Genomic DNA, 24,360 nt, shown 5'->3' with positions numbered 1-24,360 from the left:
TCAACGCTACCTGACACGCCTATCCAATCGCAACCTCTTGTCCTGTCTCGCACGATGCGACTATCGCGTCTGCGACCTCGACACCATGTACAGCGTCGGCGAACGAAATGACGGACGGCTCCTCACCCTGCGCAATACAACGACAAATATAGGTCAACTGCTCACGCAAGCTTCCTACTGTTTGTCCATGAAGCTTTACATGTATATTCATATCAGGGGTTAGTCTGCCACCACCATCCCAAATGTGCAAGCCAGAATGGCTCGTTTCGAAGTGCGCCGTTCCGCTTTGGCCGATCACTTCGATCGCGTCGGCAATTTCAATGCCTGCCGCGTCCGGCGTCATCCAGTTGCTGTGAAGGACGGCAATCGCGCCGTTCTCGAATTCGAGGTTTGCCCACAGCACTTCAGGGGAGGAAGCGCCCGACACAGTTCTTCCGTAAGCCTTTACCTTCTTAACCCGGCACCCGGCATACCAGATGGCCAAGTCGATATCGTGTATCATCAGCTCGTAAACCGTATGCACCCGCTTAAAGGTTTCAAATAAAAAGTGCTCCCGGGCCCGTTTCATATACATGCTCACCGGAGTGCCGACCTTATCCGACTGAATCGCCTCTTTGATCGCCGCATAACGGGGATCGAAGCGCAGCAGATGTCCAGGCAGCAGCAGCCTGCCGCTGGCTGCGGCGGCAGCCTGCATTTCCCGCGCCTCTTCAGGCCGGGTCGTTACCGGCTTCTCGACAAGGACATGCTTGCCTGAGTGAAGCGCTTTCAAGGTCGGCTCCAGATGCTGGCTTTCAAAGGTAACTACACTGATCAAATCGATATCATCGTTCAGCAACAGGTCATCCGCATTGGAATAAAGTTGCTTAATGCCGTATTCTCTGCCGGCGCGCTCTAACCGTTCTGAAGAACTGTCGCATATCGCCGTCACTTCAGCCTGCCCGAGTGAGCTGAAAGCCTCAAGATGACACATGCCCCATCTGCCCAAGCCGATAATTCCCACTTTCACCTTATTCATCCGTTCCAACTCCCATTCACAAATTAGGCGGCACATCCAGCCGTTCGAAGCAATCATACGCTTTTTCAACATGCTTCCAAGCGTCGGTCAACAGAAAAGATCCATGCCCGGGAAATAGGCTATCGATGTGGAGTTGGTGCAGCTTAGCGGCCGTATCCGCATATTCGGGAATGATACAATCCCAGATATTCTGAATAACAACTTTACCACCGGCAAAAATAGAATCGCCGCCGAACAGCAGCTTTCTCCCCTCCCGCTCGATCAAAAAGGAGAGATGCCCCCGCGCATGTCCCGGCGTTTCCAACACCTTCAGCACGACGCTCCCAATCGTAATTTCATCGTTCTCTTCGACGCCTCTAGCAACCGGGCACGACGGAAATTCATAATCCAAAGGATATACGCCTGCCCGAATCGCAGCAGGAACACTGAACTTCTCCAAATCCCCATCGGCAAGCCAGCGTGAGACTTCCTTGGAAGCGATGACTTGCAATCCGAACTTTCGATAAAAAAAAGCCGCTCCAGCCGCATGATCTCCATGTCCATGGGTTAGTAGCAAATATTTGATTTGCTCGGGTTCGATGCCGATACTTTCGATATTTGCGAGGATCCGCTCTGGATTCACGCCGCCTCCAGCATCGATCAGCGCAAATTCCCCATTACCTCCATCCAGCAAATAGATGTTGCAGTCCATCGAATCACTGATCTGAGCGCCAAATTTACCGCTGCCAACCATGTAAATGCCCTTGTCGAGCTTGATCATGACGGTATATAGGCGATGCATTCGATTTCGACTCTCATTCCGAGGGGAAATTTGCCGATTTCAATCGTACTGCGAGCAGGTGGTTCTTCCTGGAATAATGATCCATAAACGCGGTTATACGCCTGGAATTCGTCCAAATCATCGAGGAACGCTGTCACTTTGACGACATGTTCCAATGAAGTTCCTGCTACCTGCAATATTTCCTGTATATACTCCAGCACGACACGCGTCTGCTGCTCCATATCTCCTGAATACAGCACCGCCCCCGTCGTCAGATCGAACGGGCATGTTCCTGCCACATACACCATATCGCCAAGCTTTATGGCCTGCGAATAAGCACCGCTCGGTTTCGGCGCCCTATCTGTATGTATGATTTCTTTTCTCATCGGTGAACCCACTCCTCTTGGTTAACCTTATAGTTGCAAGCCAATTGATAGTAAAATTCTGCCGCCCGTATGACCTCTTCGACCGGAACCCATTCTTCTGCGGAATGCGCCTGCTCGATCGAGCCTGGACCATACACAATAGAAGGAATTCCTTTCCAGGCTTGAAGCTTGCTTGCATTGCTGCCGTATGATACGCCTCGCAGCGATGAATTCATGCCAAGCGTATCGGCAACCTGCTGCGCCGACCGCACAACCGCAGCGTCGTGAGGCGTGTATAAAGCGGGATCGAGCAGCAGCGGTTCTACGGTTAGCCTCAATTGGCTCAACTCTGCCCTTATCCCCCGTTCAAATTCGGATAAAACATGCTCGGGCGACTCTCCCGGCACAATACGGCGATCCACGCGAATTTCGCAGGCTTCTGGAACGATGTTAATCTGACTGCCGCCGCTGATCGTGCTTACAACGATCGTGGGTTTCCCGCACAATTTGCTGCTGATCCCCGCCAGCCTCGGCTCCACCCGCTCCCGCACATAGCGGACGACGTCCATCATCGCATAGATGGCGTTCTCTCCCTTGTGCGGAACCGAACTGTGAGCAGCCTTGCCATGCGTCCGGACCGCGAATCGCGCGCAGCCCTTATGCTCCACGACGATACCAAGCTCCGTAGGCTCCCCAACGACTGCGCCAGAAATCGGAATATCCAGTGACATAAATGCTGTAAGTCCCCGAAATGCATACTCCTCATCTACCGAAGCGCAGAACACAAGATCAGCGCCAAGAAGCTCCGGATGTAGAGCGCAGCGCTCCATCATATGGATCATTCCCGCCAAAGCACCCTTCGTGTCACAAGCTCCCCTGCCATACAATCGACCATCGCGATAGGTTGGCACAAGCGCATCTTCCATGCTGCCGATCGACACCGTATCCATATGCGCTTCGAACAATAGCGTAGACTCTGGCTTACCGACGCGCAATTCGGCAATGATATTGTCGCGTCCGTCGGATACGGACTGACGAGTGACCCTCAGTCCCGCTTTTCGCATCCTTGCTTCAATATAATCGGCAACGTCCCGTTCTCCCCGAGCGTCCTCCCCATAATAGGGATTAACGCTTTGTATGCGCACTAGATCGTCCAATATTCGAACAACAGGATGCGTTGCACCTTCCGCTTCAATCCCCGATAAATCCATTCATCTCACCCCTAGAACCAGTTGATGTCATCGTACTCCCAATCCTTCGCCTCTGGCAGCTCTCTAAATTCGTTGAATGATCGAAGAATATGCCCCCGCATCACCTTCTCGGCATAATCCGGATCGCGGCGTACAAGTGCGTCAATCAGCTCTGCGTGCTGGTCGACTTCCTTCTGCTTCGTCGAGACTCTCCCCAGTATTCGTCCGGCCAGTGAAATATGGAACGTAATTGAATCATAACTTGCGCTTAACCTGGAATGATTGGAAAGCCGAATTATGCTTTGATGAATAAATACGGAATCTTCCAACAAGGAATCTACCGAATCATCCGCCATCTTTCTCTTCATCTCTTCGAAATGCTGCACCAGTCCCTCAACTTCCACATCCGATGCAAGCTGGACGGCCAATCGAATCGCTAGACCTTCCAGCATAGAGCGGAGAGAATACACCTCAAAAATATCCTTTATGTCGAACGTGCGCACCATCGGCCCCTTATTCGGCACGATCGTAATAATGCCTTCGCCGGACAACTGCCGGATCGCTTCCCGTACAGGCGTCTGACTGATGCCGAGTTCCTTCGCAACCTTCGTCTCCACGATCCGGTCGCCGGGATTCAGCTTCCCATCAAGTATTTGCTGCTTGATATATTCCGCCAAATCGACGCTCATACTCTGCTTTTCCAGAAATGTCTGTCTTGTGATCTGTTCTTTCATCCGAGATTACCAACTTTCCATCGCATAATTAGTTACATGTCTATATAATACATTATATACAAAAGGATCGTATAGAATGTTCACACGATAGACTATAAATATCCTACTATGGCTTTAACAAAATTTTCCCACTCGTTACCTTGCCTGCAACCAATTGTTCAAAAGCCTGAGATCCTTCAGCAAGTGAACGAATCTCTGTCCATCCAATCTCTGTGACTTTTCCTGAGACCAATAAATCTACTGCATCCTGAAAATCCTGCCTCGTATAACAGAACGATCCAAGGATCTCGATTTCCTGACGAATCGCATAATTGATCGGCAGTACCGTTTCATCTATACCAAGACCAATGTTCATCAAGGTTCCACCAGGATTAATTAGCTTTACAGCCGCTTCTCTTGTCGGTTGGAAGCCTGCCGCATCGATAATGACATCGATTCCTTTGGAGCCAAACGCTTGCTTCGCTTTTTCCTCCAGATCATCCTTTCGTGCATTTGCAGTCTCAGCAATGCCGATCCCTCGGCTCATCTCCAATCTCTCCTGATTCGTATCAACGATCATCACCTTTGAAGCGCCAAGAAGCACAGCTGATTTCGCACATAGAAGGCCGATGCCGCCAGCGCCGAAGACAATCACATTCGCAAAGGGATGCCGCTCCATCGCCCTTCTCGTCGCCCTTAGTGAGCAGGCAAGTGGCTCCGCAAGCGCGGCGCGAAATGCGCTCAAGGACTCTGGCACTTCTACCACCGCCGAAGCCGGAACGACCGCCCACTCCGCGAACGCACCGGGACGATGAATGCCTATAATTTTTCTACTCTCGCATAATTGTGTTAGTCCTTTGCGGCAGCAGTCGCATTGTCCGCAGTACATCAGAGGATTTACGACAATCTTCCTGCCGATCAATGCGTCGTTCATCGAATTGCCCACCTGCTCCACAATACCGCAAAACTCATGTCCCATAATTAAAGGAGGTTTGCGAAGGCTGTTATGTCCCAGGTATCCTTCGATTTCTGAGCCACATATTCCGACTGCCTCGATCCGCACCAGCACCTCATCCGCCAATGGAACGGGACGCTCTCGATCCTCCCAATTCATTGTTTCCGCGGCACTCCACACTAAAGCCTTCACCAGCGAACCTCCATTCTTCTAAAAACAAATTTACATTTCTTTATCCTTATAAGACGCCAGCGCGTTAAATAACTTATCAATATCTTCTTCATCGTTGAACAAATGTACAGATACTCGAAACCGTCCATCTCCACCCCAGACGTATATATTGCGATCGCCCAAATATTGGGCAATAATATCCCCATCTTCTGCAACAATGCTAATGTTGCCCGCTCTCTTTTCAGGCTCCAACGGTGTCATTACTTCGAAGCCGCAATCAAGGAACCGCTCGATCACTTGGCCGCCAAGCGATAAAATATGCTTTTCAATCCGATCGATTCCTTGCTCCAGCAACAGGCCTGTAGAGAAATTCGTTACGTATACGGTTGGATAACTTGGATAACCAAGTTCAAATCTGCGCGCATCATCATGAAACGTGAACGTTTCAAAGCGATCCGCCGCGAACATATCGGTTACGCTTCTCCAGCCAACCGCACGCGGCATGAAATCTGCAACACGCGCGCGATTAATGGCAAGGATCCCCATACCGTGCGTTGATAGCAGCCACTTATAGGTGCTGGATACAACAAAATCAGCATCATTCATGTCTACAGGTACTGCGCCAAGCGACTGCGTCGCATCGAGAAATAACAGCGTACGAGTATCCTTTAGCCGAGCATATAAGGAACGGTAATCCAATCTCATACCGGACTTGTAGCTCACATGACTGGTCATGACCAATCTTGTGCGCTCATCTACCTGAGTCATGATGTCTTCCACCGTAACTTGCCAGTTCGTATGATGAACAACGCGAACCTCCAGCCCTTTCTGGTTAAGTAGTACCCAGGGCAGCACGCCCGCAGGAAATTCCAAGTCATTGATCACGACATTATCACCCTCTTGGAAGTCAAGCGAATGAGCGATCATAGAAATTACTTCTGATGAATTGGAGAGCAGCGCGATATCAGAAGACTTGCCATTTAACAAACTTGCTATATTAACCTTGCAAGAATGCTCGATTTCCGCATTTCTGTCACGTCCGTGCGGTCCCTTTCCACGGTAATGAAAGTACTCAGTTACAGCATTGAGACAGCCATTATGGGGCGGAACCTCCGCTCCACTATATAGCCATGTACAGTCTTGCAAGCCAATGAAACGATTTTTATCGATTAACGCTTTCATAAATGGTCTCCTTCTCCATGCCCTATTAACCTAATAGTTTTCTATTATTCCTTTACGCTTCCGATAACGATACCTTGAATAAAATACTTTTGCAGGAACGGATACACTAATAATATGGGGAGTGATCCCATGAAAATTTGCGCAGCCTTCAACGTTCTGTCATTGATTTCAGCTAACATCTTAATCTCCTGCTCCGTAATCGACGTAAAGTTTTTCTGAATGACGACTGTTTGCAAATAGCTTTGCATCGGATAATGATCCGGAGAGTTCATTAGGATCAGTCCGTCAAACCAAGAATTCCAATGCCCTACGATGGTGAACAATATTAACGTAGCAAGCGCAGGCATCGAAAGTGGGACAAAGATTCGGAATAAGGTCGTGAAATGTCCAGCTCCATCAATGAACGAAGCTTCTTCCATCTCCTTGGGCAGATTGCGAAAAAAATTCAATAGTAGGATGACATTAAATACCGGGACAGCGCTCGGAATGATCAAAGCCCAGATCGTATCCAGCAGACCAGTCGCGCGAATCGTCATATACCATGGAATCAGGCCGCCGCTGAATAGAATTGATACAAACAGCACCCAAACATATATGGTACGCCATTTAAATGACGTTACTTCCTTGGAAAGCGGGTACGCCATCAGGATGGTCAGGAACATATTGATCGCTGTTCCTAGCGCAACACGTTCGATCGTAATCCAGAATGAAGCGACAAACTCTTGTTTGGAGAGGACGAATCCATAGGACTTGAGCGTGAAGCCGACAGGCCATAGCTTGACGACTCCTGCCGATGCCTCCGTGTTGCTGCTGAGCGATACGGCAAGTACATGTATGAGCGGCAGCAAACAAAGCAAGGATATGCCTATTAGAAAGGTATAGTTGCATAAATTGAATATTTTCCGGCTTAAAGATGCACTATGGGGCACAACTAACCCTCCTAAAAGATGCGATATTTAGCAAAGCGGTAAGCAAGATAATAGGTCAAGGAAATTAAAATGGCTGCCACGACCGAGCTAAGCAATCCTACTGCCGTAGCCGGTCCGTACTGGGCGTCAATTAAACCCATCCTGTAAACGAATGTTTCAATAATATCTCCGCTTTCATACACTTGAGGACTATACAAATTAAATACTTGATCGAATCCGGCATTTAAAATGCCACCTAAGCTGAGCGTTGCCATTAACACGATAATCGGTCTCATCCCCGGAAGCGTGACGTGCCACGTTTGCTTGATTCGGTTTGCTCCATCGATCACTGCGGCTTCATACAAGGTAGGATTGATGCTCGTTAATGCCGCCAAATAAATAATCGTACTGAACCCAAATTCCTTCCATAAATGCGATAAAACAAGAACGTAAGGGAACCACTGATTGTCGCCCAAAAAGTATATCGATTTGATCCCAAATAGGTCCAAGAAATAGTTGACGATGCCGCTTGAAGGTGACAAAATATCGATCAGAATTCCGCCAAGTATGACCCATGATAGAAAATGAGGCAAATAAATCAGCGTTTGAATGCCACGTTTAATAAATTTATGAATCACCTCATTCAATAGGAGCGAAACGGTGATCGGCGCAATGAGGCCCGTAACGATTTTCATCATGGCGATAAACAACGTATTTTTGAATACCTGCAGCGTATCGGGCAAGCTAAAGAAAAATTTAAAATTCGCTAACCCAATCCACTGCGAGTCAAAAAATCCTTTGGCTGGTATATACTTTTGAAACGCGATGACGATACCGAGCATGGGACCGTAGCTGAAGATAAGGACTATAATCAAACCAGGCCACAGCATGAGATGCAAGGGGAAACTGGATGTTCTGCTTTTCAATCGAAACCCACCTTCAGCAATTTTGATCATTTAAAGGGGAAAGCGGGGAAGAGCGACCCATTTTTAGCGTTCCCTTCCCTCAGCTTCGTTCCTGAGTATGGATGATTACTTATTGTTCGCCGCCCATTCGTTTACTTGCTTCGCAACTTCGTCTCCGCCGTACTTGTTCCAGTCGCTGATGAATTTATCGAATTCGTCGATTGACATTTTACCCAAAATAATCTTCGTAAACGTCTCGTTCTCCAGCTTCGATAACGTCGGACCCTTATCGACCGAAGCCGATACAGCCGCACCGTAGAACGCATTGGTTTGGTACAAATTGTTTTTGCGATATTCGTTCGCCTGACCGAGCGATCCTTCCACGCCGTAAACTTTTTTCCATGACCACAATGCACGGTCGCCGTCTAACGCGGTTTGCACGTTTTTCAGAACCGTTTTATCGCCTGCGCCTAAACCAGAAGTGTCTCCCGATTTTAATGCTCCCGAAATTCTCAGCCATCCATCGGAGTTTCCAAATGATTTGCTGGCGAGAATCGCGTTCATTTGCCAAATTTCCGCACCTTCTTCACCTATCATCATTTCCGATATAACTTCTGGATCGATACTTTCGTTAAGGGCGAGATAATAATCAAGCATCTTCAGCATCGCCTCTGGACGAGCGGAGCCTTTCTTCACGACCCAATAACCGAATGTGGGATTTACGCCAAGCTCCGCTTGGAATTTGGCTGGTTCGGAATCAATGGATACGATCGGATAAAACTTCCATTCCGCTTTCGGGTCTTTATCTGCGTTTGTTTGAAGCGGATACATAGGTGCCCAGAACGGGTTGTAAAGCATTCCGATCTTTCCAGCCGCAATATCTTCTCCAACTTTATCGAACGCTTTGGAGCCGAATTCCGGATCAATCTGGCCGTTCTTAAACATTTCCTGGAGCACACTTAATGCTTGTTTCATTTGCGGTTGAATTGTGCTGTATACAAGTTGGCCGCTGTTATCGTCGAGCCAGATGCCTTTGTAAGCGTGAAACCCGTTCAGAAATCCGTTGATGGCAGCGAAGTCTTTGTCGAGCGCCAATCCAAACGTATCATTCTTGTTGTTGCCGTCCGGATCCTGCGTTGTGAACGCTTCGGCTATCGCCAGCACGTCCTGCATCGTCTTAGGCTCGGGCAGATTCAGCTTCTCCATCCAGTCAGAACGGATCCAGATCATCTCGGCCGCTTCTCTTGTAGGAAAAGTATAAGGAACTGCCATCAGCTTCCCGTCGTAGGTTGCAGACTTCATCACAACATCCCCTGCATCCTCCATCACAGATTTAACGCGATCGGAAGCATACTTGTCGTACGCTTCGGTCAAATCTTCGAGCAAATCCGCATCGCGCAATTGCTTAAATTGCTCCTGATCAACTTTGAAGAAATCGGGCAAGTCTCCGGATGCGATCGTAAGATTCATCTTCTGTTTATACTGAGCCTGATCAACTTCCCATAAATATTTTAGTTTGATGCCTAAATCCTTCTCATAGCCTCTTGTCCACGGATTGTTATCAAGGGTGTCGCCATTCGTATATTTAACAGTCGGTTTTTTATCCGTAACAGTTGTAATCGTAATGACTGGATCGTACTTGCCATCCTTCATTCCGTCGTCCGATGCCGGCTGCGATGGTTCCGCGGTTTGCGATTGCGTTGCTGTCGAAGTCGGTGTTGAGGATACATTATTTGTCTCTTCTTTTTCACTACAAGCAGAAAGAACAACGGTAACCATTAATAGGAATGAGAATATCATTGCAAACGTGCGCTTCATAGAATAACCCTCCTTGTTTTTTAACTTCCGCTTCTTACGTAAATGAATAGGCACATATCTCTTTATGTACTGCAACACCTCCCTACAAAGTTATTGGAAATTTCCTTTCTTCTAGTCTTTTCATGGAGGAAGTAAGCTTGCATCTTATGCATTATATATAATATATGATATTTAAATTAACAGCGTATTGAACATTTGTCAACAATTAATTATAGCGCTTTCAAAAAAAGCTCATCCCATACTCCGACAAAATTATATACATCAAATACATGATAACAGCGGTCTTCATTTGCCCATACCAAAGCTTTGACGCCTTCCCAGATTCGATGTGCCCGTTCGTCATCGCCTTGATAAAGCGATTGCAGAGCATGCGTCATCTCCGTCCATATCTCCGCATGCAACTTTAAATAGCTCCACGAAGCGGCATGACACAAATTCGTCTGATGGGTATTCTTCTCGATCACACTTTGAAATTGACAGATCTGTGAATGGATAAGATGAAAGACAGACAGATGCTCCACGTCGCTCCAAGCAGCCTTATTCTCCAGATGAAGATCGAAATACAGTCTTGATAATTCCTCCGAATATTTCAAGCACAGAGAGCCGTCCTCCCCATAAGTGCTCTCGAAATAATCGTCTACCATTACGGCGAAGTCCAGCTCCTTGTTCCATAATGTCCTGGCCATTACCGACATGCCAATGCCGTTTGGGAAGAAAGCTCGCTGTACCTGGCAGCTGACAAAACCATTCAGGCCGATCCGATGAAGCTCTCGGATATCATCGTATACGATTCGAGCGATATGGATATAACCGGAATCCCTCTGATGAGCCCACATGTAATGATAGTCGAAATCGAAGCTGTCTCCATGAAATCCGCTTTTCCATGAATGAAGGAAGCTTACATTCTCCTCAATAGTTAGCGGCAGCTCTACCCGGTTTCTAGAAAACGGGGGTATAACAGGAACGCGATCCATCATCGCGAAAGATTGCCGATAGGAGCGGGTGATTGGAGCAAATTGCATGACGAAACGGTCTGGATTATGGATCTTCTCAAACTCTGGTGGCCACAGAAGCTCATGATAAATAAGAAATACGATGCGGGTTACCAATCCTTGGGCAGTCAAAGCTTCGTCCAGATCGTTCATCAATCGGACATATAAGTCGGAAGGCATAACGTGAACGCACCGCTCGCACTCGCAATGATTATTGAAACCATCTGACAACCACACATGCAGCAAATCAACCTCCGGATGCAAGGAAGAATAAAGCACGATTTCTTCAATCATTCTGCTGCGGACTTCTGGATTCGAATAACAGAGCTCCGTATTTATCGGAATGCCTTGCCATAATTGCCGTACTCCATCTACTTGTGCGAAGTATTGGGCAATATCCGGATCAACCTCCTGACCCCACTTTTCCCAGCTTAATCCCTGGATTCCGAAAGGTGCGCAAGTCCACCCATGTCCCACCGCCTGATAGATCAATCCTCTTTTTTGAATCTCTTGCTTCAACATCGCGACATATTCTCTAGCTGCTTCGACGTTAAATTCTCCAGATGGGCTTTTCAGTGGATTGTTCAAATGGTTGTACCACCGTTCGAAGAAAAAATACGCTTCCCTGAACTGAATGAAATAGCTGTTGAATCCAACCTTAGCCATCCAATCGATCATATCGGCCACATGCTCGACACTGACTGCCCCTTCAATGCAAATGCCCCTGTACCGATATGATGCACGCTCACATACGGCTGCCTTGAATGAAGCAATCTCTCTCTTCGGCAAATATTGTCCGTCCGCGCCAGGCCTCACCCATCTGCAGCCGAGCTCAGTCAGAAATCGATAGACGGAAAGTAACACGCTACGTGGATTTGACCCACTAATGATTCCATGTCCTTGAGTTACATCGATCCACATCGCATCATCATACGCTCCCAAATCAGTTACAGTAGACGGAGCTTCCGGGAAATCATAAGGAAGACCAATCCAAATCCCTTCATTTTTAGGATCATATTGTTCCGCACTTTCGAGGTTAAAATTGGAAGATGTTACCTCTTCCAAATAACGGGCTAATTCATGTGCCGCGAAATGAATCGTCTCGTTAACATGTGCAATGACGTGAATATAATGAGTACGTTGTTGATCAGATTTCCGATTCATACCACCCCTCCCAACTTATATATTATGCATTATATATAATTTTCAATAAGTGTCAATAACTATTTACACACAACTACCTAGCCATTGTACTCAAAACGTGTATGACAAAACATGTATTGACAAAGTGAAAGTGATACCATTAAAATCGAGTTGAATTATATATAATATTTTATATATTGTACGTGAAAGGGGCGAGATATGTAGGTATCGGTTCCACGATTCAAGTTCATTTTCAATGTAAGCGTTTCCTTTTTGATGAAGTTATGACTAAATGATTCGTGAATGGAGTGATGGAATGAAAACGCACCGATTGTTGCGCAAGCTCTTTAGCTTCACTTTAACACTGTGCCTTATCTCATCAGCTTTCGGGACTCTGATCGGCGGCAAGCAAGTGTATGCAGTTGAACCTTCGATTAACCCTGTAGCCGGAACAGCTGTCTCCAGCTTATCCGATGTAACAGGCCACTGGGCTGAGGCTCAACTGCTTGACTGGTTAAACAAAGGCTTTATCAAGGGTTATCAGGATCATACGTTCCGGCCCAACAACAAGCTCTCTCGCGGTGAATTAATGGCACTCGTCAACCGCTCCTTCGGATTTGTAGAAGAAGCACCAATCTCATTTAGCGATGTCGAGATTGGCAATTGGGCATATACCGAGGTGGCCAAGGCCGTTAAAGCACAATATGTGACCGGCTACTCAGATGGAACTTTGAGGCCACAAAAGGAAGTAACCCGCGAGGAAGCGGCGGTTATGATTTCCCGATTACTTGATCTGAGCGACACAGATGGATCGTCGAATTCCTTCACAGATGCAGACTCCTTCTCTACTTGGAGCAGGGTGCAAATTGCCGCCATTGCAGACATGAAGCTGATGATCGGTTTCGAGGATGGAAGCTTCCGGCCTCATCATACGATTACACGCGCGGAAATCGTAGTCGCCTTAAACAGAGCCCTGGAATATAGAAAAGTCCATTCTGCCGCGATAGCCGGAACCTATGGTCCTTCGTCGGGGGTTCAAACGATTGAAGGAAACTATACCGTACATGCGGCTGGCGTTACGCTTCAGAACATGGTCATTACTGGAGACCTGTTGCTCACGGAGGGGATCGGTGAAGGAGACGTTTATCTGAAAAACGTAGAAGTTCGTGGACATACGGAGATTAGAGGCGGCGGAGAAAACAGCATACATCTCACGGATAGCATCCTATCTGCTGTTACTATTGATAAAAAGACTGGAACCGTCCGCATTGTTCTACAGGGGAAGACGGTTATTGCTTCAATAAATATCCTTACTTCCGCCATCTTTGAACTAGAAAGCAGTTCCTCCATTACATCAATGATCGCCGAAGCCTTAATTAAAGTGCTCGGTCAAGGAACAATTAAAAGTGCTATCTTGAAGGAGCTGGCGGCAGGCTCCACTTTCGAAAAAATGCCATTGCAAATTGATGGAACGGGAGCTCCTAAAACAGGAACACCAACCGGCTCTGATGGGCCCGGCAGCCCTGCCGAGCCTGGTAAGATGTCTGTCGTAACCAATGGTCAATCCAATGCAGTGATCATACTATCTGATGACGCATCCGAGAAAATAATCGCTGCGGCGAACACACTTACAAAATATATTCTTAAGTCTACCGGAACTCAGCTTTCCGTTATGACAGAATATGAATATTCCCAAAATACTGAAAACAGAGATAATAATCGGATTTATATCGGTAAAGCAGCGCCCGGCCAAGAAACAAAGGCTTCTAGCATGTTGGAGGGAATGCTGGATGACGGATTCATAATCCTTCCCCGTCAGAAAGATATCACTATACTAGGAAAGAAAGAGATTGGGACAGAATTTGGCGTATACGAATTTTTGGAGCGCTATATAGGTGTGCGTTGGCTGCTTCCCGGTGAAATCGGTGAAGATGTTCCTCAGCTTGCGAATTTGACTGTTCCGCTTACGAATGTGAAACAGGAACCAGCATTCTGGTCACGCATGATGTGGCCCCTTCAATATGTGAATGAAGGTGGCAATGACCCATCACAATATGAGTGGGCCGTTCGAAATCGGCTGCGAGTTCAAAATGTCGGATTCGATCATAATTTATGGTGGATGTTCCTGCCTGGTGTCAATTATGAGGAAAATCCCGACTTCTACCCGCATGACGAAGAAGGCAATCCGCTTATCCCTGTTTATTTCTACGGCTGGCAGCCGTGCTATAGCAACGATGCAACTGTAGATTTCGCAGTTAATTGGATCTCGAACTACTTCCGAGACAATCCGAATGCTTCTTCAGTCTCTCTTGGGGTTAACGATAATGGAGGCTTCTGCGAAGCACTGCCACATCATCCGAACTATACGGATAAAATAAATTCCCTCGGACTGCCGGATATGTCTGAAATTTATTATGCCTGGGTCAATAAAGTCGTCGAGAGAGTGCTTGAACAATATCCGGACAAATGGTTCGGGCTTCTCGCTTATCAGGAAGTATATGACCCGCCTTCATTCAAACTGAATGAGCGAGTTGTTCCTTATTTGACAAAAGACCGACTTGCATGGAGCGACCCAGAAGTGCGTGAGTACGATCAAGCGATCGTCGAGCAATGGCTGCAAAGAGCGGAATATATCGGATTTTACGATTACAACTACGGAACACCTTATGTACTGCCGCGAATCTACAATCATCTAATGGCGGACAACTATCGTTATGCTGCCAACAATAACGTAGTTGCTAGCTACGGCGAACTATTCCCGAACTGGGGTGAGGCGCCGAAAATTTGGCTGATGACCAAGCTGCTTTGGAACCCCGAGCAAGACGTCGACACCTTGGTTGATGAGTGGTACGAAAGAGCCGTCGGTCCTGAAGCAGCCCCTTACTTGAAAGCTTATTACGACCACTGGGAAGATTTTTGGGAGAACCGAATTACTGAGACAGATTGGTTCCAAGGTCGGAAGAACACTGTCTATTTCATGTACAACTCTGCAGCTTATTTATCAGCGGTAACGGACGAGGAGATCGCCCAAAGCAGAAGCTGGCTGGAATCAGCCGTTGAGAAATCACAGACGGATGCTCAGAAAGCGAGAGCCAATCTTCTACTTAAAGCCTTCGAATATTACGAAGCTTCTGCATTAAGCTATCCGAAAGCGGTTGGACCGCTGTCTGATGCGGATGCAGCCCTAGACTTACTGGAATACTCACTCGATTTTGAACCAAAAATGGCATACGCCAGAAAGCGGATCGAGTTAGTCGAAGAGTACAAGTCAGATAACTTGCTGAGACATCAATGGGATCCGCGCAGCGAAAGCACATTGCTCTGGTCCGGATTGAACGCCAACGCCTTCTGGAGGCTCGCCGACTATATCGATACTTACGAAGCGAATGGCGGACCTGTAAGACTACGGTTGAATGCGTTAACAGCCGCCGATCAGCCCGATATGACAAGAAACTATGCCGAGATGCTGTTAAGAGCCGTCGATGAAGGACCGATCAATTTGAACTCTTCCTTCGAAGAAGCAGGCGATCCCGCCGACACCAAAGTGACAGCCAAGGACTGGGGCGCAAATATTGTCAATTTCGGAAAGTTTGAATGGAAAGACGATACAGAGCCATCTGTGGAAGTCAATTCGGGCAACTCTAGCATCTATGTTCACAACTTCTACTACGGCGACATTAATCAGACTGTCGATGCGAAGACTGGCTTGATCATATCGCGGCTCAAATACTATGTGACCGAAGATACGAGGACTGTCGGGGATATATGGATCGAGCTGAATCTGCTTGATGAGAACGGACAGAAGCTGTCTACGATCAAGAGCGAACGGCAGCCTTTCTACTTGTCTCTGGGCAGATGGGAAAACATTCAGATCATGGATAAAATCCCGGCGCGCGTAAACGGAATTCCTGTCAAGAAAGTGCAGATGGCTGCCATCGTCAACGGCTTCTTCGAGGGTGGTACGATGTACATTGACGATTACGAGCTGTATCAGGCGAATGAAGCTTTCGGACTGCCGCTCTTAGCTGCCGCGCAAGCGGCGGAAAGCTCGATCGACGTTGTCTTCAATGAAGCAACGGAACAAGCGCCGACCGCAGCCGATTTCACCGTACGGTTAATCAACAGCGAACAACCGGTCACGATCAATTCGACTCTCGTATCTTGGGATGCGAACACCCTTACGGCGAAGCTATCGGTTCCTCTTATTACAAGAAAGCCGTGGGTGCAGCAAGCGACATACGAGATCACCTATCAGTCGACCGACACGATATCCACCAACGCCGTTGAGATTCCGCGATCGGAAGGCTATACGACCGTCAGCAACGATTCGTCTTTCGAGCAGTGGAATGCCGCAACCGGACTTCCTCAGAACTGGTGGTATTCCGCAGAGGGGATCTCCCGTTCCGATACGATTAAACGTACAGGGCAATCCGGCATGGTTGCGCAGTACCGCTACGCGGGCGGGATCGTTCAGGATCTGTCGGCACTGGAGCCAGGACATTATATCGCGGTGTTCCATTATAGAACATCTGCCACATCAAATGGAAAAGTGCAGTGGGTCATCACGCCCAAGAATGGAACTACACCGCTTACAGCGTTAGTATCCAATCCAAGCCAAGCCTCGGCATCTGACGGTAACTGGATGACGCACACCTTCGAATTCGACATGGCTGCCAGCTACAGCGGCCAAGCGGTTACGGATACGCAATTACTCATTCTGCTTACGGATTTCGAGCCAGGCAATACGATTTTCATCGATGACGCGGAAATTATCCGCGTGGACGCAGCCTCCACGCAGCCGACGTTATCGTCGGCACAGGCAGCGGATGGCTCGATCGACGTTGTCTTTAATGAATCACCAGAACAGGCGCCGACCACAGCAGATTTCACAGTAAGGTTGATCAACGGCGAACAACCGGTCACGATCAATTCGACTCTCGTATCATGGGATGCGAACACCCTTACGGCGAAGCTATCGGTTCCTGTTATTACAAGACAGCCTTGGGTACAGCAAGCGACGTACGAGATCATCTATCAGTCGAACGACACGATATCCACCAACGCTGTCGAAATTCCGCGCTTGGAAGGCTATACGACCGTCAGCAACGATCCGTCCTTCGAGCAGTGGGATGCTGTAACCGAACTTCCCCAGAACTGGTGGTACTCCGCCGAAGGGATATCCCGTTCCAATACGATTAAACGTACGGGACAATCCGGTATGGTCGCGCAGTACCACTACGCAGGTGGAATCGTTCAAGATCTGTCGGCACTGGAGCCCGGACATTACACCGCAGTGTTCCATTATAGATCATCTGCCACATCAAATGGAAAAGTGCAGTGGGTCATCACGCCCAAGAATGGAACGACACCACTTACAGCGTTAGTATCCAATCCAAGCCAAGCCTCGGCATCAGGCGGAAACTGGAAGTCACATACCTTTGAATTCGATATGACCGCCGAATACAGCGGCCAAGCGGTCACAGACACGCAATTACTCATTCTGCTAACCGATTTCCAGTCCGGTGAAACGATTTACTTCGATGACGCAGAAATTATTAAAGTAAACTGAACGAAAAACGGTGGGACTACATCTTCCCACCGTTTTTCCCACATTCGTTGTTCTGATTTGTCATCTTATTTTGAAGAGGATGTGTCCGGACATGAAAAAAATCGGATCTATTAAGAAAGCCGTTGTCACCTTGATGTTCCTCATTCTGCTCATACCTCAACCATCGCTTGCTTATGTCAATACGGATTTCAAAATCGGCATTTATTGGCCGCCGATAACTTCTCATACGAATGCCACGCAATACGATTATTTGCAGGAAGCGAATATCAATTGGATTGTCAATACCCCTTCAACGGATTTAATAACCGAAACGATCAGCAATACGATGCTGGACTTGGCAGAAGACAGAGGAATGAAGGTAGTCGCTTCCGATGCTCGATTCAACGATATTTATCTTAATACGGCTACGAATGCGCAAATTGACGCAATGGCCGATAGCTACAAGAATCATCCTGCACTAGGCGGATACTACATCATGGATGAGCCCTTTGCCAACCAAATCCCATACATCGCCAATGCGAACAGCAGATTTTTGTTCAAAAAATCGAACACCGTCAATTTCATCAATATGCTCCCGATCAATCCAACGAGTGTAGAAACAGAAGTATCCCCGGCTCTGGTGCTGGCTCAGAATACAACGGACTTCGGCTATTTCGTAACTAGCGCCAATCCACTCGGACAAACCTTCACAACGCCTTCAGATGTAGTGTACATCGAATCGATTGAGTTAAATGTGGATGCTTATCATTGGGAAACTGGTGAGACGCTGACTTTAAAGCTATGGAACTCCCCTTCCAAGACTACCTTGATCGCTTCAAGTACGCTTACAGGGAGCACCAATGTGCATCCGAATTTTCCGGTGAAAGCCTCTGTTTCCGCCAACACGTCCTACTACTGGGAATTAACCCACAACGGAGGTGGTGACAATTCCATCGGATGGATCGGCTCAGCGACGGGGAATGTTTACTTGAACGGTACAGCTTTTGTGAACGGTTCCACCGTAACGGGCGATTTTTATTTCCGACTGTACAAAGCTTCCCAGAAAGCTCCCTATTCGATTTTCGCCCAATTAGGGACGGGATCAGGTTATTTCGTTACAAGTACAAACCGACTGGGGCAAACCTTCTACACACCCGCCGAGTTTACCTTCCTCGATCTGATTGAATTGAATATAGACAGCAGCCAGTGGAGCAGCGGCGAAACGCTGACACTTACCTTATGGAATTCGCCGGCCAAAACGACGCAGATCGGCTCGACCTCATTATCGGCGACCAACAATGGCAACTATCCAAGATTTCCAATAAAAGCCGTCATCTCACCGCTTACGTCCTATTATTGGGAATTAACCCATAATGGAGGCGGTGACAACTCGGTCGGGTGGGTAACGGCCTCGACAAATGACACTTTATATGGAGACGCTTATGAGAATGGTGCTTTAAAAAGCAACGACTTATATTTCAGCCTGTATTCAACCCGGTATCAAACTCTAATACCATCGTTTGATGAAAGCGACAAGCTCGTTCATGCCGATTCTCTTGTCGCGCTAACGCAATCCATGACAAGCAACGGCAGCTTCGTTACGAGTACGAACCCTGTCGGGCAAACCTTCACCACCCCTTCCGATACCTCCTTTATCGACTACATTGAGTTGTATCTGGATCCGACAAGCTGGGGAAGCGGTGAAGCGTTAACGCTTATTTTATGGAATTCCCCGGCCAAAACAACGAAATTAGCGTCCTATACATTAACGGAACCACGAGACGGCCAGTTCCCGAAGTTCCTTCTTAATACAAGCGTTACGCCCAACACGTCCTATTACTGGGAGGTCAGCCTCAACGGCGGAGGAAACAATTCGATCGGCTGGGTAATCCGAACATCAACTGATGTTTATGCAGGTGGAAGCGCATATGAGAGTGGTACGGCCAAATCCTACGATTTCTGGTTCAAGGTATACAAAGACCGCTTATCCAAGGATAAATCCGTCAATCAGACATCTGCCAGCACCGGTTCATTCGTTACTTTAACGAACAGATTGGGCCAGACCTTTAAAACGCCGTCCACACTGGATAGAGTACTGCAGTATATTGAATTGAATATCGATTCCACTTCTGTCCAGTGGTCGCCAGATGAGTACTTGACATTAACGCTATACAACAATACGTCCAAACAGCAAATACTCGGAAAATCCACCTTAAACCGTTCCTTCAACAGTGACCGTCCGAGGTTTTATGTTTGGGCCGATTTGCAGCCGAATACAACTTATTACTTCGAACTGACCCATAATGGTGGCGGTAACAATTCCATCGGATGGGTAGGCCATTCCAGCGCCAGCGTTTACAGCGACGGCAGCGCTTATGCCAACGGTACCATGCAGAGCTCCGATCTTTATTTCAGAGCCGTGTTCAGCTCCCGTTATCAAGACTATCTGGAGGAGCTTGTCGATGCGACTGGTGCAGCGGACCTGGGCTACTTAACCTTTGATCATTATCCGATCATTTACGCATCGGGAATGAATACCGGCTATTACCGGAACAAAGAGTTGATTCGATCCATGGGGTTGAAAAAAGGTGTGAATACGGCGGCTTTCCTGCAGTCGTTCGGCATCTTCGGCAGTTACAGGCGTCCGGTCGAGAACGAGCTGAGATTCAACGTATATACGAGCCTTGCTTATGGAAATAAAGCGTTGTTCTGGTTCACCTGGTGGACACCGACAAATCAAGGCACGACAAAATTCGTGAACAGCATTATCGATGCGAACGGTGTGCCGACAGATTTATTCGTTCCGGTTAAAAACTTGAACACCGAAGTGAAAAATTGGGGCGCAACCCTGATGGGGTTAACTTCGCAGGCCGTATATCATTCCGGAGTCGTGGAGGCCGGTTCGCAGAGCGTGCCATTGACATTCTTCTGGCAGTCTGGCAAGAGCTCCGATAACGTGATCGTATCCTACTTCAAAAACGCGAGCAACCGGAAATATATCATGGTCGTCAATAAATCATTGGACACTGCTGAGACATTTACTTTTAACGTTAATCCGAAGCCTTCGACAGTAACAGAGGTATCCAAAAGCACCGGGCTGGAGGTGAACACGAGCTATAATCCCACCACCGGAACGCTGTCTCAACTACTGCTGCCAGGCGAAGGCAGGCTGTATGCCCTGCCGAACGGGTATTAATAGTCATTCTTTAAAATCAGATATGTGAGTAAGAAGGGCCGGTCTCATTAAGATCCTTGAAGCATCTTAAGAGACCAGCCCTTTTGCTGTTACCCCTTCAGAAAATCAACGAACTTCACTGGCGAGCCGCTAGCAACGGATTGTACAGATAGCGGGAACACCGAGCTCCATGTCATCGCGTCATACACATCTATAGCAGGCTTTCTATTCTCTAGAATGGAGGAGACAAATTCCTGCATAACGAAGAAATCCCCTCCACCATGACCTGTGCTAAGCGCTTGTTCCGACCATTCCTTCCAGTGAGGATTCTCCCACTGCTGCTCATAGGCCCACAAAGATTTCCACTCCGGGTGTTGTCCTGCAATTTGATCTTTTTCAAACCATACGAGTGGATCTTCCCCGCCAAACCTCGGCGCTAGATAGGAGCCTTCTGTGCCTTGCAGTCCATAGTGCATCATGTTGTGAGGACGGGCTGACTGTATATCGACGCGAAGTGAGATCAGGACGCCGTTCTTGGTGCGAATAAGTGTACTGGAGCTGTCCCCTTGATTCCAAAAACCAGCTTGAGAGCCTGGGTGTTCTGCGCCAAAATGCTCCAGAAAATATTTCGAGGACGCCCGGCTTTTGGAGTTAACGGTAATAAGCTCATCGAAAGCATCACCACCCTCCTTGTTGATCCCGAGCCACTTAGCGATCGGACCGAGTGAATGGGTAGGATATGTACTACCATTAAAATCTCGAATATACTCGCCACGCCAGGTCAAGCTGCTGTCACTGCCATGCAGTAACTCTCTTACATCGTGAATATAGCCGCACTCCGCATAAGTAATTTCCCCAAATGCCCCAGCGCTGGCCATATGCTGGACCATCATATTTTCTCGTGTATAACAATAATTTTCCGCCATCATATAAGTCAGGCCTGTTTCCTTGACCGCTTCAATTAACTTCCAACTATCTTCCAAGGTATGCGAACCGATCACTTCACTTAGCACATGTTTTCCCGCTTTAAGCGCAAGGACTGCCTGACTTGCATGGATCAACATTGGTGTTGCTAGGAATACTGCATCAACCTGGGAGCTTTCGAGCAATTTCTCGTAGCTTGTGTATGTGGTGATGCCCGGAAACTTCTCCTTCCACCCCCTCAACACTTCCGAATTCAGATCGCATACCGCCGTCAATTCCGCCTTACCTAACAAGCTGCTGAGCGCATTACCGAAAGCTGCTCCTCTTTGCCCGCCAACAACCGCAAGCCGAACCATTTTACTCACCTAGACCCCTCCTCAAGAAATTGTAATATTAAATACTTGCTCGAGTAATTATTGCTCTGCAACAAGGCGATTGGTTAATGCTCCGAGCTTCTCAATTTCAATCGTTACGACGTCACCGTCTTTCAAATAAATTTGACGCTCCGGCGGATAGCCCATAACGACGCCTTCTGGCGTTCCGGTAAGAATGATATCTCCCGGCGATAGTGTGAAATGCTGCGAAATGTAGCTGACAATTTCGTCGCAGTAAAAAATCATATCACTCGTATTAGACTCCTGGCGCACCTCTCCGTTAACGATTGACTTGATCGTCAAATCATTTGGATTACCCACCTCGTCGGCTGTAACTAAATAAGGTCCGAGCGGAGAGAATCCATCACAAGTCTTGCCAAGCAACCATTGCGGTGTCCGCAACTGCAAATCGCGAGCAGACAAATCGTTCACGTTGCAATATCCGAATACATAGTTCAGCGCTTCTTCTTTAGGCACATATTTCGCCTTTTTCCCGATAACAATGACCAACTCGGCTTCATAGTCAACTTTATGGGACACTTTCGGAAGGGATACATCTTCCTTATTCCCTGATAATGTATTGTTAAATTTATTAAATAGGATTGGATACTCGGGTACAGGCAAATTGGTTTCCTCTGCATGTTTGCGATAATTCAAACCTACGCAAATGATTTTCCCTGGATTTGTCACACAAGGTCCCAGCTGAAGATCGTCTTCGTTCAACCAAATGGATGACAAGTTCGCAGATGAAGCTTGCTCCTCCAATGCTTGCAGCGCGTTGATCGCTGACGCTCCTTGCTCGATTACTTCATGAATCGATGAAGGTATATTTAAATCCAATTGCTGTGCGGCCGATGCAACGTTTAAAACCCCTCTGTCCGTCCGAATGCCAAGCATGTATTGTTGTCCCTTTTTGTAAGTCAGTAGTTTCATCGTTTTACCCCTTCGTTAAAATAGTATTTTCGTACTTGTCTCTATTCTAAAACCCACCAGTAAATCGTAACGTACCAAACAAATCTGGAACATGATAATTAGCAATCCCGATCTGAGTCCAAGCTTGATAATGCCGCATCCCGCTTCGATCATCATCGATGCGGAAGAAGTTCACTCTCCACTCCGTTCCATGAGTAGGATACTGCTTAAAATTCATGAATGGAATGGTGAGCGTGTAAATCCTTTTCTCACCCACCTCATCAACTGAGGTTACAAGACCCTTCGTTTCCCAATCGTGATCCAGCGTAAATGCAAGTGGATCGTCCTCATTATCATGCGTAACCCAGACGTCGAACACAACATTGTTAGGGCTAACAACAATTTCAGCATATTCCTTACCGAGGCCTGTATCATCTATGAAAATCTCACAAACGTCCTGATCATACAACGGGTCATTCCGGTTCTTAAAATCAGAAATACTGTAAGAATCTACACATTCATATCGGACATAAAGGGCATTAGCATCCCAGCAAGCCTTTACAATAGTCTCTTCTTGGACTACACCGCCGGTCACGACATCTATCAAGTGAATGGCATCCGCATTCTCCCAGACTCCGTCCTCATAGTCAACGTGCTTACAATTGTATGTTTGGTCAGCTTCGCGTTTGATCATTTGATCCTCCTAATTAAAACCCGTATCTACTAGACCAGCCAATATTATATTCGTTAATGTACTATTACGAGTGTAAGCGGACATTCCTTATTCTTCTTTAGCAAAAAGACCGCGAAAAGTAGCAATAAGTCCACAATCTCCCGCTACTGGGAACCAAACAGCAGAAAGCCGTGGCCATCACTTCAAAACGAAGGGCGACTGCGGCTTTGATCATAAATACTATTTCATCTTCTACTTCATCTTGCTTAACTTTTCAATCGCCTGTTGCTCGTCCGACAAGAACAAGAAATCGTTACCATTATTGCATTCAAAAATGAAATCTCGAAGGCTTTTACTTGAATACACGGAAAAATCTCCAATAATAGCAACCTTCACACGATAATTGATGAACTTCTGAAAGATTTCGCCTGCAAGGCGTGTTTTCAAATCGAAAAAGCTTTCGCTTAACAAGGATTTGTTTAGAACGATACGATTGCAGTCTGCTTCATATTGTACGGTTGCCATAAGATCCAATGCTGACTGAACATCCACTATCAATATCTCGTCGCTGCTCACAACGGCAATATTCTCCGCACCTACTTCAACTTTTACTATATTCATAAACATCCTCCTA

The 24,360-nt window shown here is 47.3% G+C and carries 17 protein-coding genes; 2 read left to right on the top strand and 15 right to left on the bottom strand.

Annotated features, from left to right (window positions below; translation table 11 throughout):
* Positions 1-19: 19 nt before the first annotated feature.
* The 11 genes from AC0YN7_RS07055 to AC0YN7_RS07005 all read right to left on the bottom strand — a co-directional run bounded on the left by AC0YN7_RS07055 (position 20) and on the right by AC0YN7_RS07005 (position 12,141).
* Complete coding sequence (locus AC0YN7_RS07055) at positions 20-1,090, bottom strand: Gfo/Idh/MocA family protein (protein WP_475809251.1); 1,071 nt, start codon at positions 1,088-1,090, stop codon at positions 20-22.
* A complete protein-coding gene (locus AC0YN7_RS07050; RefSeq protein ID WP_475809250.1) occupies positions 1,035-1,799 on the bottom strand; it encodes an MBL fold metallo-hydrolase in 765 nt (254 codons plus the stop codon). Before AC0YN7_RS07050 ends, AC0YN7_RS07055 begins: the two co-directional genes overlap by 56 nt.
* Positions 1,775-2,164, bottom strand: a complete 390-nt coding sequence (locus tag AC0YN7_RS07045) for a RidA family protein (protein ID WP_475809249.1) — start codon at positions 2,162-2,164, stop codon at positions 1,775-1,777. Before AC0YN7_RS07045 ends, AC0YN7_RS07050 begins: the two co-directional genes overlap by 25 nt.
* Complete coding sequence (locus tag AC0YN7_RS07040; protein WP_475809248.1) at positions 2,161-3,354, bottom strand: M20 family metallopeptidase; 1,194 nt, start codon at positions 3,352-3,354, stop codon at positions 2,161-2,163. The genes AC0YN7_RS07045 and AC0YN7_RS07040 overlap by 4 nt, the downstream gene beginning before the upstream one ends.
* Before the next feature lie 11 nt (positions 3,355-3,365).
* On the bottom strand, positions 3,366-4,067 hold the full coding sequence (locus tag AC0YN7_RS07035) for a GntR family transcriptional regulator (protein ID WP_475809247.1): 702 nt from the start codon (positions 4,065-4,067) through the stop codon (positions 3,366-3,368).
* Positions 4,068-4,173: 106 nt separating this feature from the next.
* Entirely contained in the window at positions 4,174-5,193 is a 1,020-nt protein-coding gene (locus tag AC0YN7_RS07030; protein WP_475809246.1) for a galactitol-1-phosphate 5-dehydrogenase, read from the bottom strand.
* A 30-nt stretch (positions 5,194-5,223) separates the two neighbouring features.
* Positions 5,224-6,354, bottom strand: coding sequence for an aminotransferase class V-fold PLP-dependent enzyme (locus AC0YN7_RS07025; RefSeq protein ID WP_475809245.1), 1,131 nt, complete (start codon positions 6,352-6,354; stop codon positions 5,224-5,226).
* A gap of 44 nt (positions 6,355-6,398) precedes the next feature.
* Complete coding sequence (locus tag AC0YN7_RS07020; RefSeq protein WP_475809244.1) at positions 6,399-7,283, bottom strand: carbohydrate ABC transporter permease; 885 nt, start codon at positions 7,281-7,283, stop codon at positions 6,399-6,401.
* A gap of 11 nt (positions 7,284-7,294) precedes the next feature.
* Positions 7,295-8,152, bottom strand: coding sequence for an ABC transporter permease (locus tag AC0YN7_RS07015; protein ID WP_475809500.1), 858 nt, complete (start codon positions 8,150-8,152; stop codon positions 7,295-7,297).
* Positions 8,153-8,293: 141 nt separating this feature from the next.
* Positions 8,294-9,985 carry an extracellular solute-binding protein gene (locus AC0YN7_RS07010; RefSeq protein ID WP_475809243.1) on the bottom strand — a complete coding sequence of 564 codons (1,692 nt, stop codon included), beginning with the start codon at positions 9,983-9,985 and terminating at the stop codon, positions 8,294-8,296.
* 209 nt (positions 9,986-10,194) lie between these two features.
* On the bottom strand, positions 10,195-12,141 hold the full coding sequence (locus AC0YN7_RS07005; protein ID WP_475809242.1) for a hypothetical protein: 1,947 nt from the start codon (positions 12,139-12,141) through the stop codon (positions 10,195-10,197).
* Between the two features lie 295 nt (positions 12,142-12,436).
* On the opposite strand from AC0YN7_RS07005, the gene AC0YN7_RS07000 reads away from it, so the two are divergent.
* Both AC0YN7_RS07000 and AC0YN7_RS06995 read left to right on the top strand, forming a co-directional pair.
* Positions 12,437-17,689, top strand: a complete 5,253-nt coding sequence (locus AC0YN7_RS07000) for a DUF4838 domain-containing protein (protein WP_475809241.1) — start codon at positions 12,437-12,439, stop codon at positions 17,687-17,689.
* A 91-nt stretch (positions 17,690-17,780) separates the two neighbouring features.
* Positions 17,781-20,864, top strand: coding sequence for a hypothetical protein (locus AC0YN7_RS06995; RefSeq protein ID WP_475809240.1), 3,084 nt, complete (start codon positions 17,781-17,783; stop codon positions 20,862-20,864).
* Between the two features lie 89 nt (positions 20,865-20,953).
* Here AC0YN7_RS06995 and AC0YN7_RS06990 read toward each other — a convergent pair whose 3' ends face one another.
* The 4 genes from AC0YN7_RS06990 to AC0YN7_RS06975 form a co-directional block, all read right to left on the bottom strand.
* On the bottom strand, positions 20,954-22,123 hold the full coding sequence (locus AC0YN7_RS06990) for a Gfo/Idh/MocA family protein (RefSeq protein ID WP_475809499.1): 1,170 nt from the start codon (positions 22,121-22,123) through the stop codon (positions 20,954-20,956).
* Positions 22,124-22,180: 57 nt separating this feature from the next.
* Positions 22,181-23,074 (bottom strand): fumarylacetoacetate hydrolase family protein, encoded by an 894-nt coding sequence (locus tag AC0YN7_RS06985; RefSeq protein ID WP_475809239.1) that lies wholly within the window; start codon positions 23,072-23,074, stop codon positions 22,181-22,183.
* A gap of 46 nt (positions 23,075-23,120) precedes the next feature.
* Positions 23,121-23,747 carry a carbohydrate-binding family 9-like protein gene (locus tag AC0YN7_RS06980; RefSeq protein ID WP_475809238.1) on the bottom strand — a complete coding sequence of 209 codons (627 nt, stop codon included), beginning with the start codon at positions 23,745-23,747 and terminating at the stop codon, positions 23,121-23,123.
* 231 nt (positions 23,748-23,978) lie between these two features.
* Positions 23,979-24,347 carry a DUF4180 domain-containing protein gene (locus AC0YN7_RS06975; protein WP_475809237.1) on the bottom strand — a complete coding sequence of 123 codons (369 nt, stop codon included), beginning with the start codon at positions 24,345-24,347 and terminating at the stop codon, positions 23,979-23,981.
* Between the last annotated feature and the right edge of the window lie 13 nt (positions 24,348-24,360).

Source organism: Paenibacillus sp. J31R122 (assembly GCF_056269185.1).
Note: the sequence above shows the minus strand (reverse complement) of the source record. Positions and strands in the feature narration are given on the sequence as shown.

Coding starts and splice junctions, on each gene's coding strand:
- AC0YN7_RS07055 (WP_475809251.1), bottom strand. CDS start 1,090: ATGTTGAAAAAGCGTATGATTGCTTCGAACGGCTGGATGTGCCGCCTA.
- AC0YN7_RS07050 (WP_475809250.1), bottom strand. CDS start 1,799: ATGCATCGCCTATATACCGTCATGATCAAGCTCGACAAGGGCATTTAC.
- AC0YN7_RS07045 (WP_475809249.1), bottom strand. CDS start 2,164: ATGAGAAAAGAAATCATACATACAGATAGGGCGCCGAAACCGAGCGGT.
- AC0YN7_RS07040 (WP_475809248.1), bottom strand. CDS start 3,354: ATGGATTTATCGGGGATTGAAGCGGAAGGTGCAACGCATCCTGTTGTT.
- AC0YN7_RS07035 (WP_475809247.1), bottom strand. CDS start 4,067: ATGAAAGAACAGATCACAAGACAGACATTTCTGGAAAAGCAGAGTATG.
- AC0YN7_RS07025 (WP_475809245.1), bottom strand. CDS start 6,354: ATGAAAGCGTTAATCGATAAAAATCGTTTCATTGGCTTGCAAGACTGT.
- AC0YN7_RS07015 (WP_475809500.1), bottom strand. CDS start 8,152: ATGCTGTGGCCTGGTTTGATTATAGTCCTTATCTTCAGCTACGGTCCC.
- AC0YN7_RS07010 (WP_475809243.1), bottom strand. CDS start 9,985: ATGAAGCGCACGTTTGCAATGATATTCTCATTCCTATTAATGGTTACC.
- AC0YN7_RS07005 (WP_475809242.1), bottom strand. CDS start 12,141: ATGAATCGGAAATCTGATCAACAACGTACTCATTATATTCACGTCATT.
- AC0YN7_RS07000 (WP_475809241.1), top strand. CDS start 12,437: ATGAAAACGCACCGATTGTTGCGCAAGCTCTTTAGCTTCACTTTAACA.
- AC0YN7_RS06995 (WP_475809240.1), top strand. CDS start 17,781: ATGAAAAAAATCGGATCTATTAAGAAAGCCGTTGTCACCTTGATGTTC.
- AC0YN7_RS06990 (WP_475809499.1), bottom strand. CDS start 22,123: ATGGTTCGGCTTGCGGTTGTTGGCGGGCAAAGAGGAGCAGCTTTCGGT.
- AC0YN7_RS06985 (WP_475809239.1), bottom strand. CDS start 23,074: ATGAAACTACTGACTTACAAAAAGGGACAACAATACATGCTTGGCATT.
- AC0YN7_RS06980 (WP_475809238.1), bottom strand. CDS start 23,747: ATGATCAAACGCGAAGCTGACCAAACATACAATTGTAAGCACGTTGAC.
- AC0YN7_RS06975 (WP_475809237.1), bottom strand. CDS start 24,347: ATGAATATAGTAAAAGTTGAAGTAGGTGCGGAGAATATTGCCGTTGTG.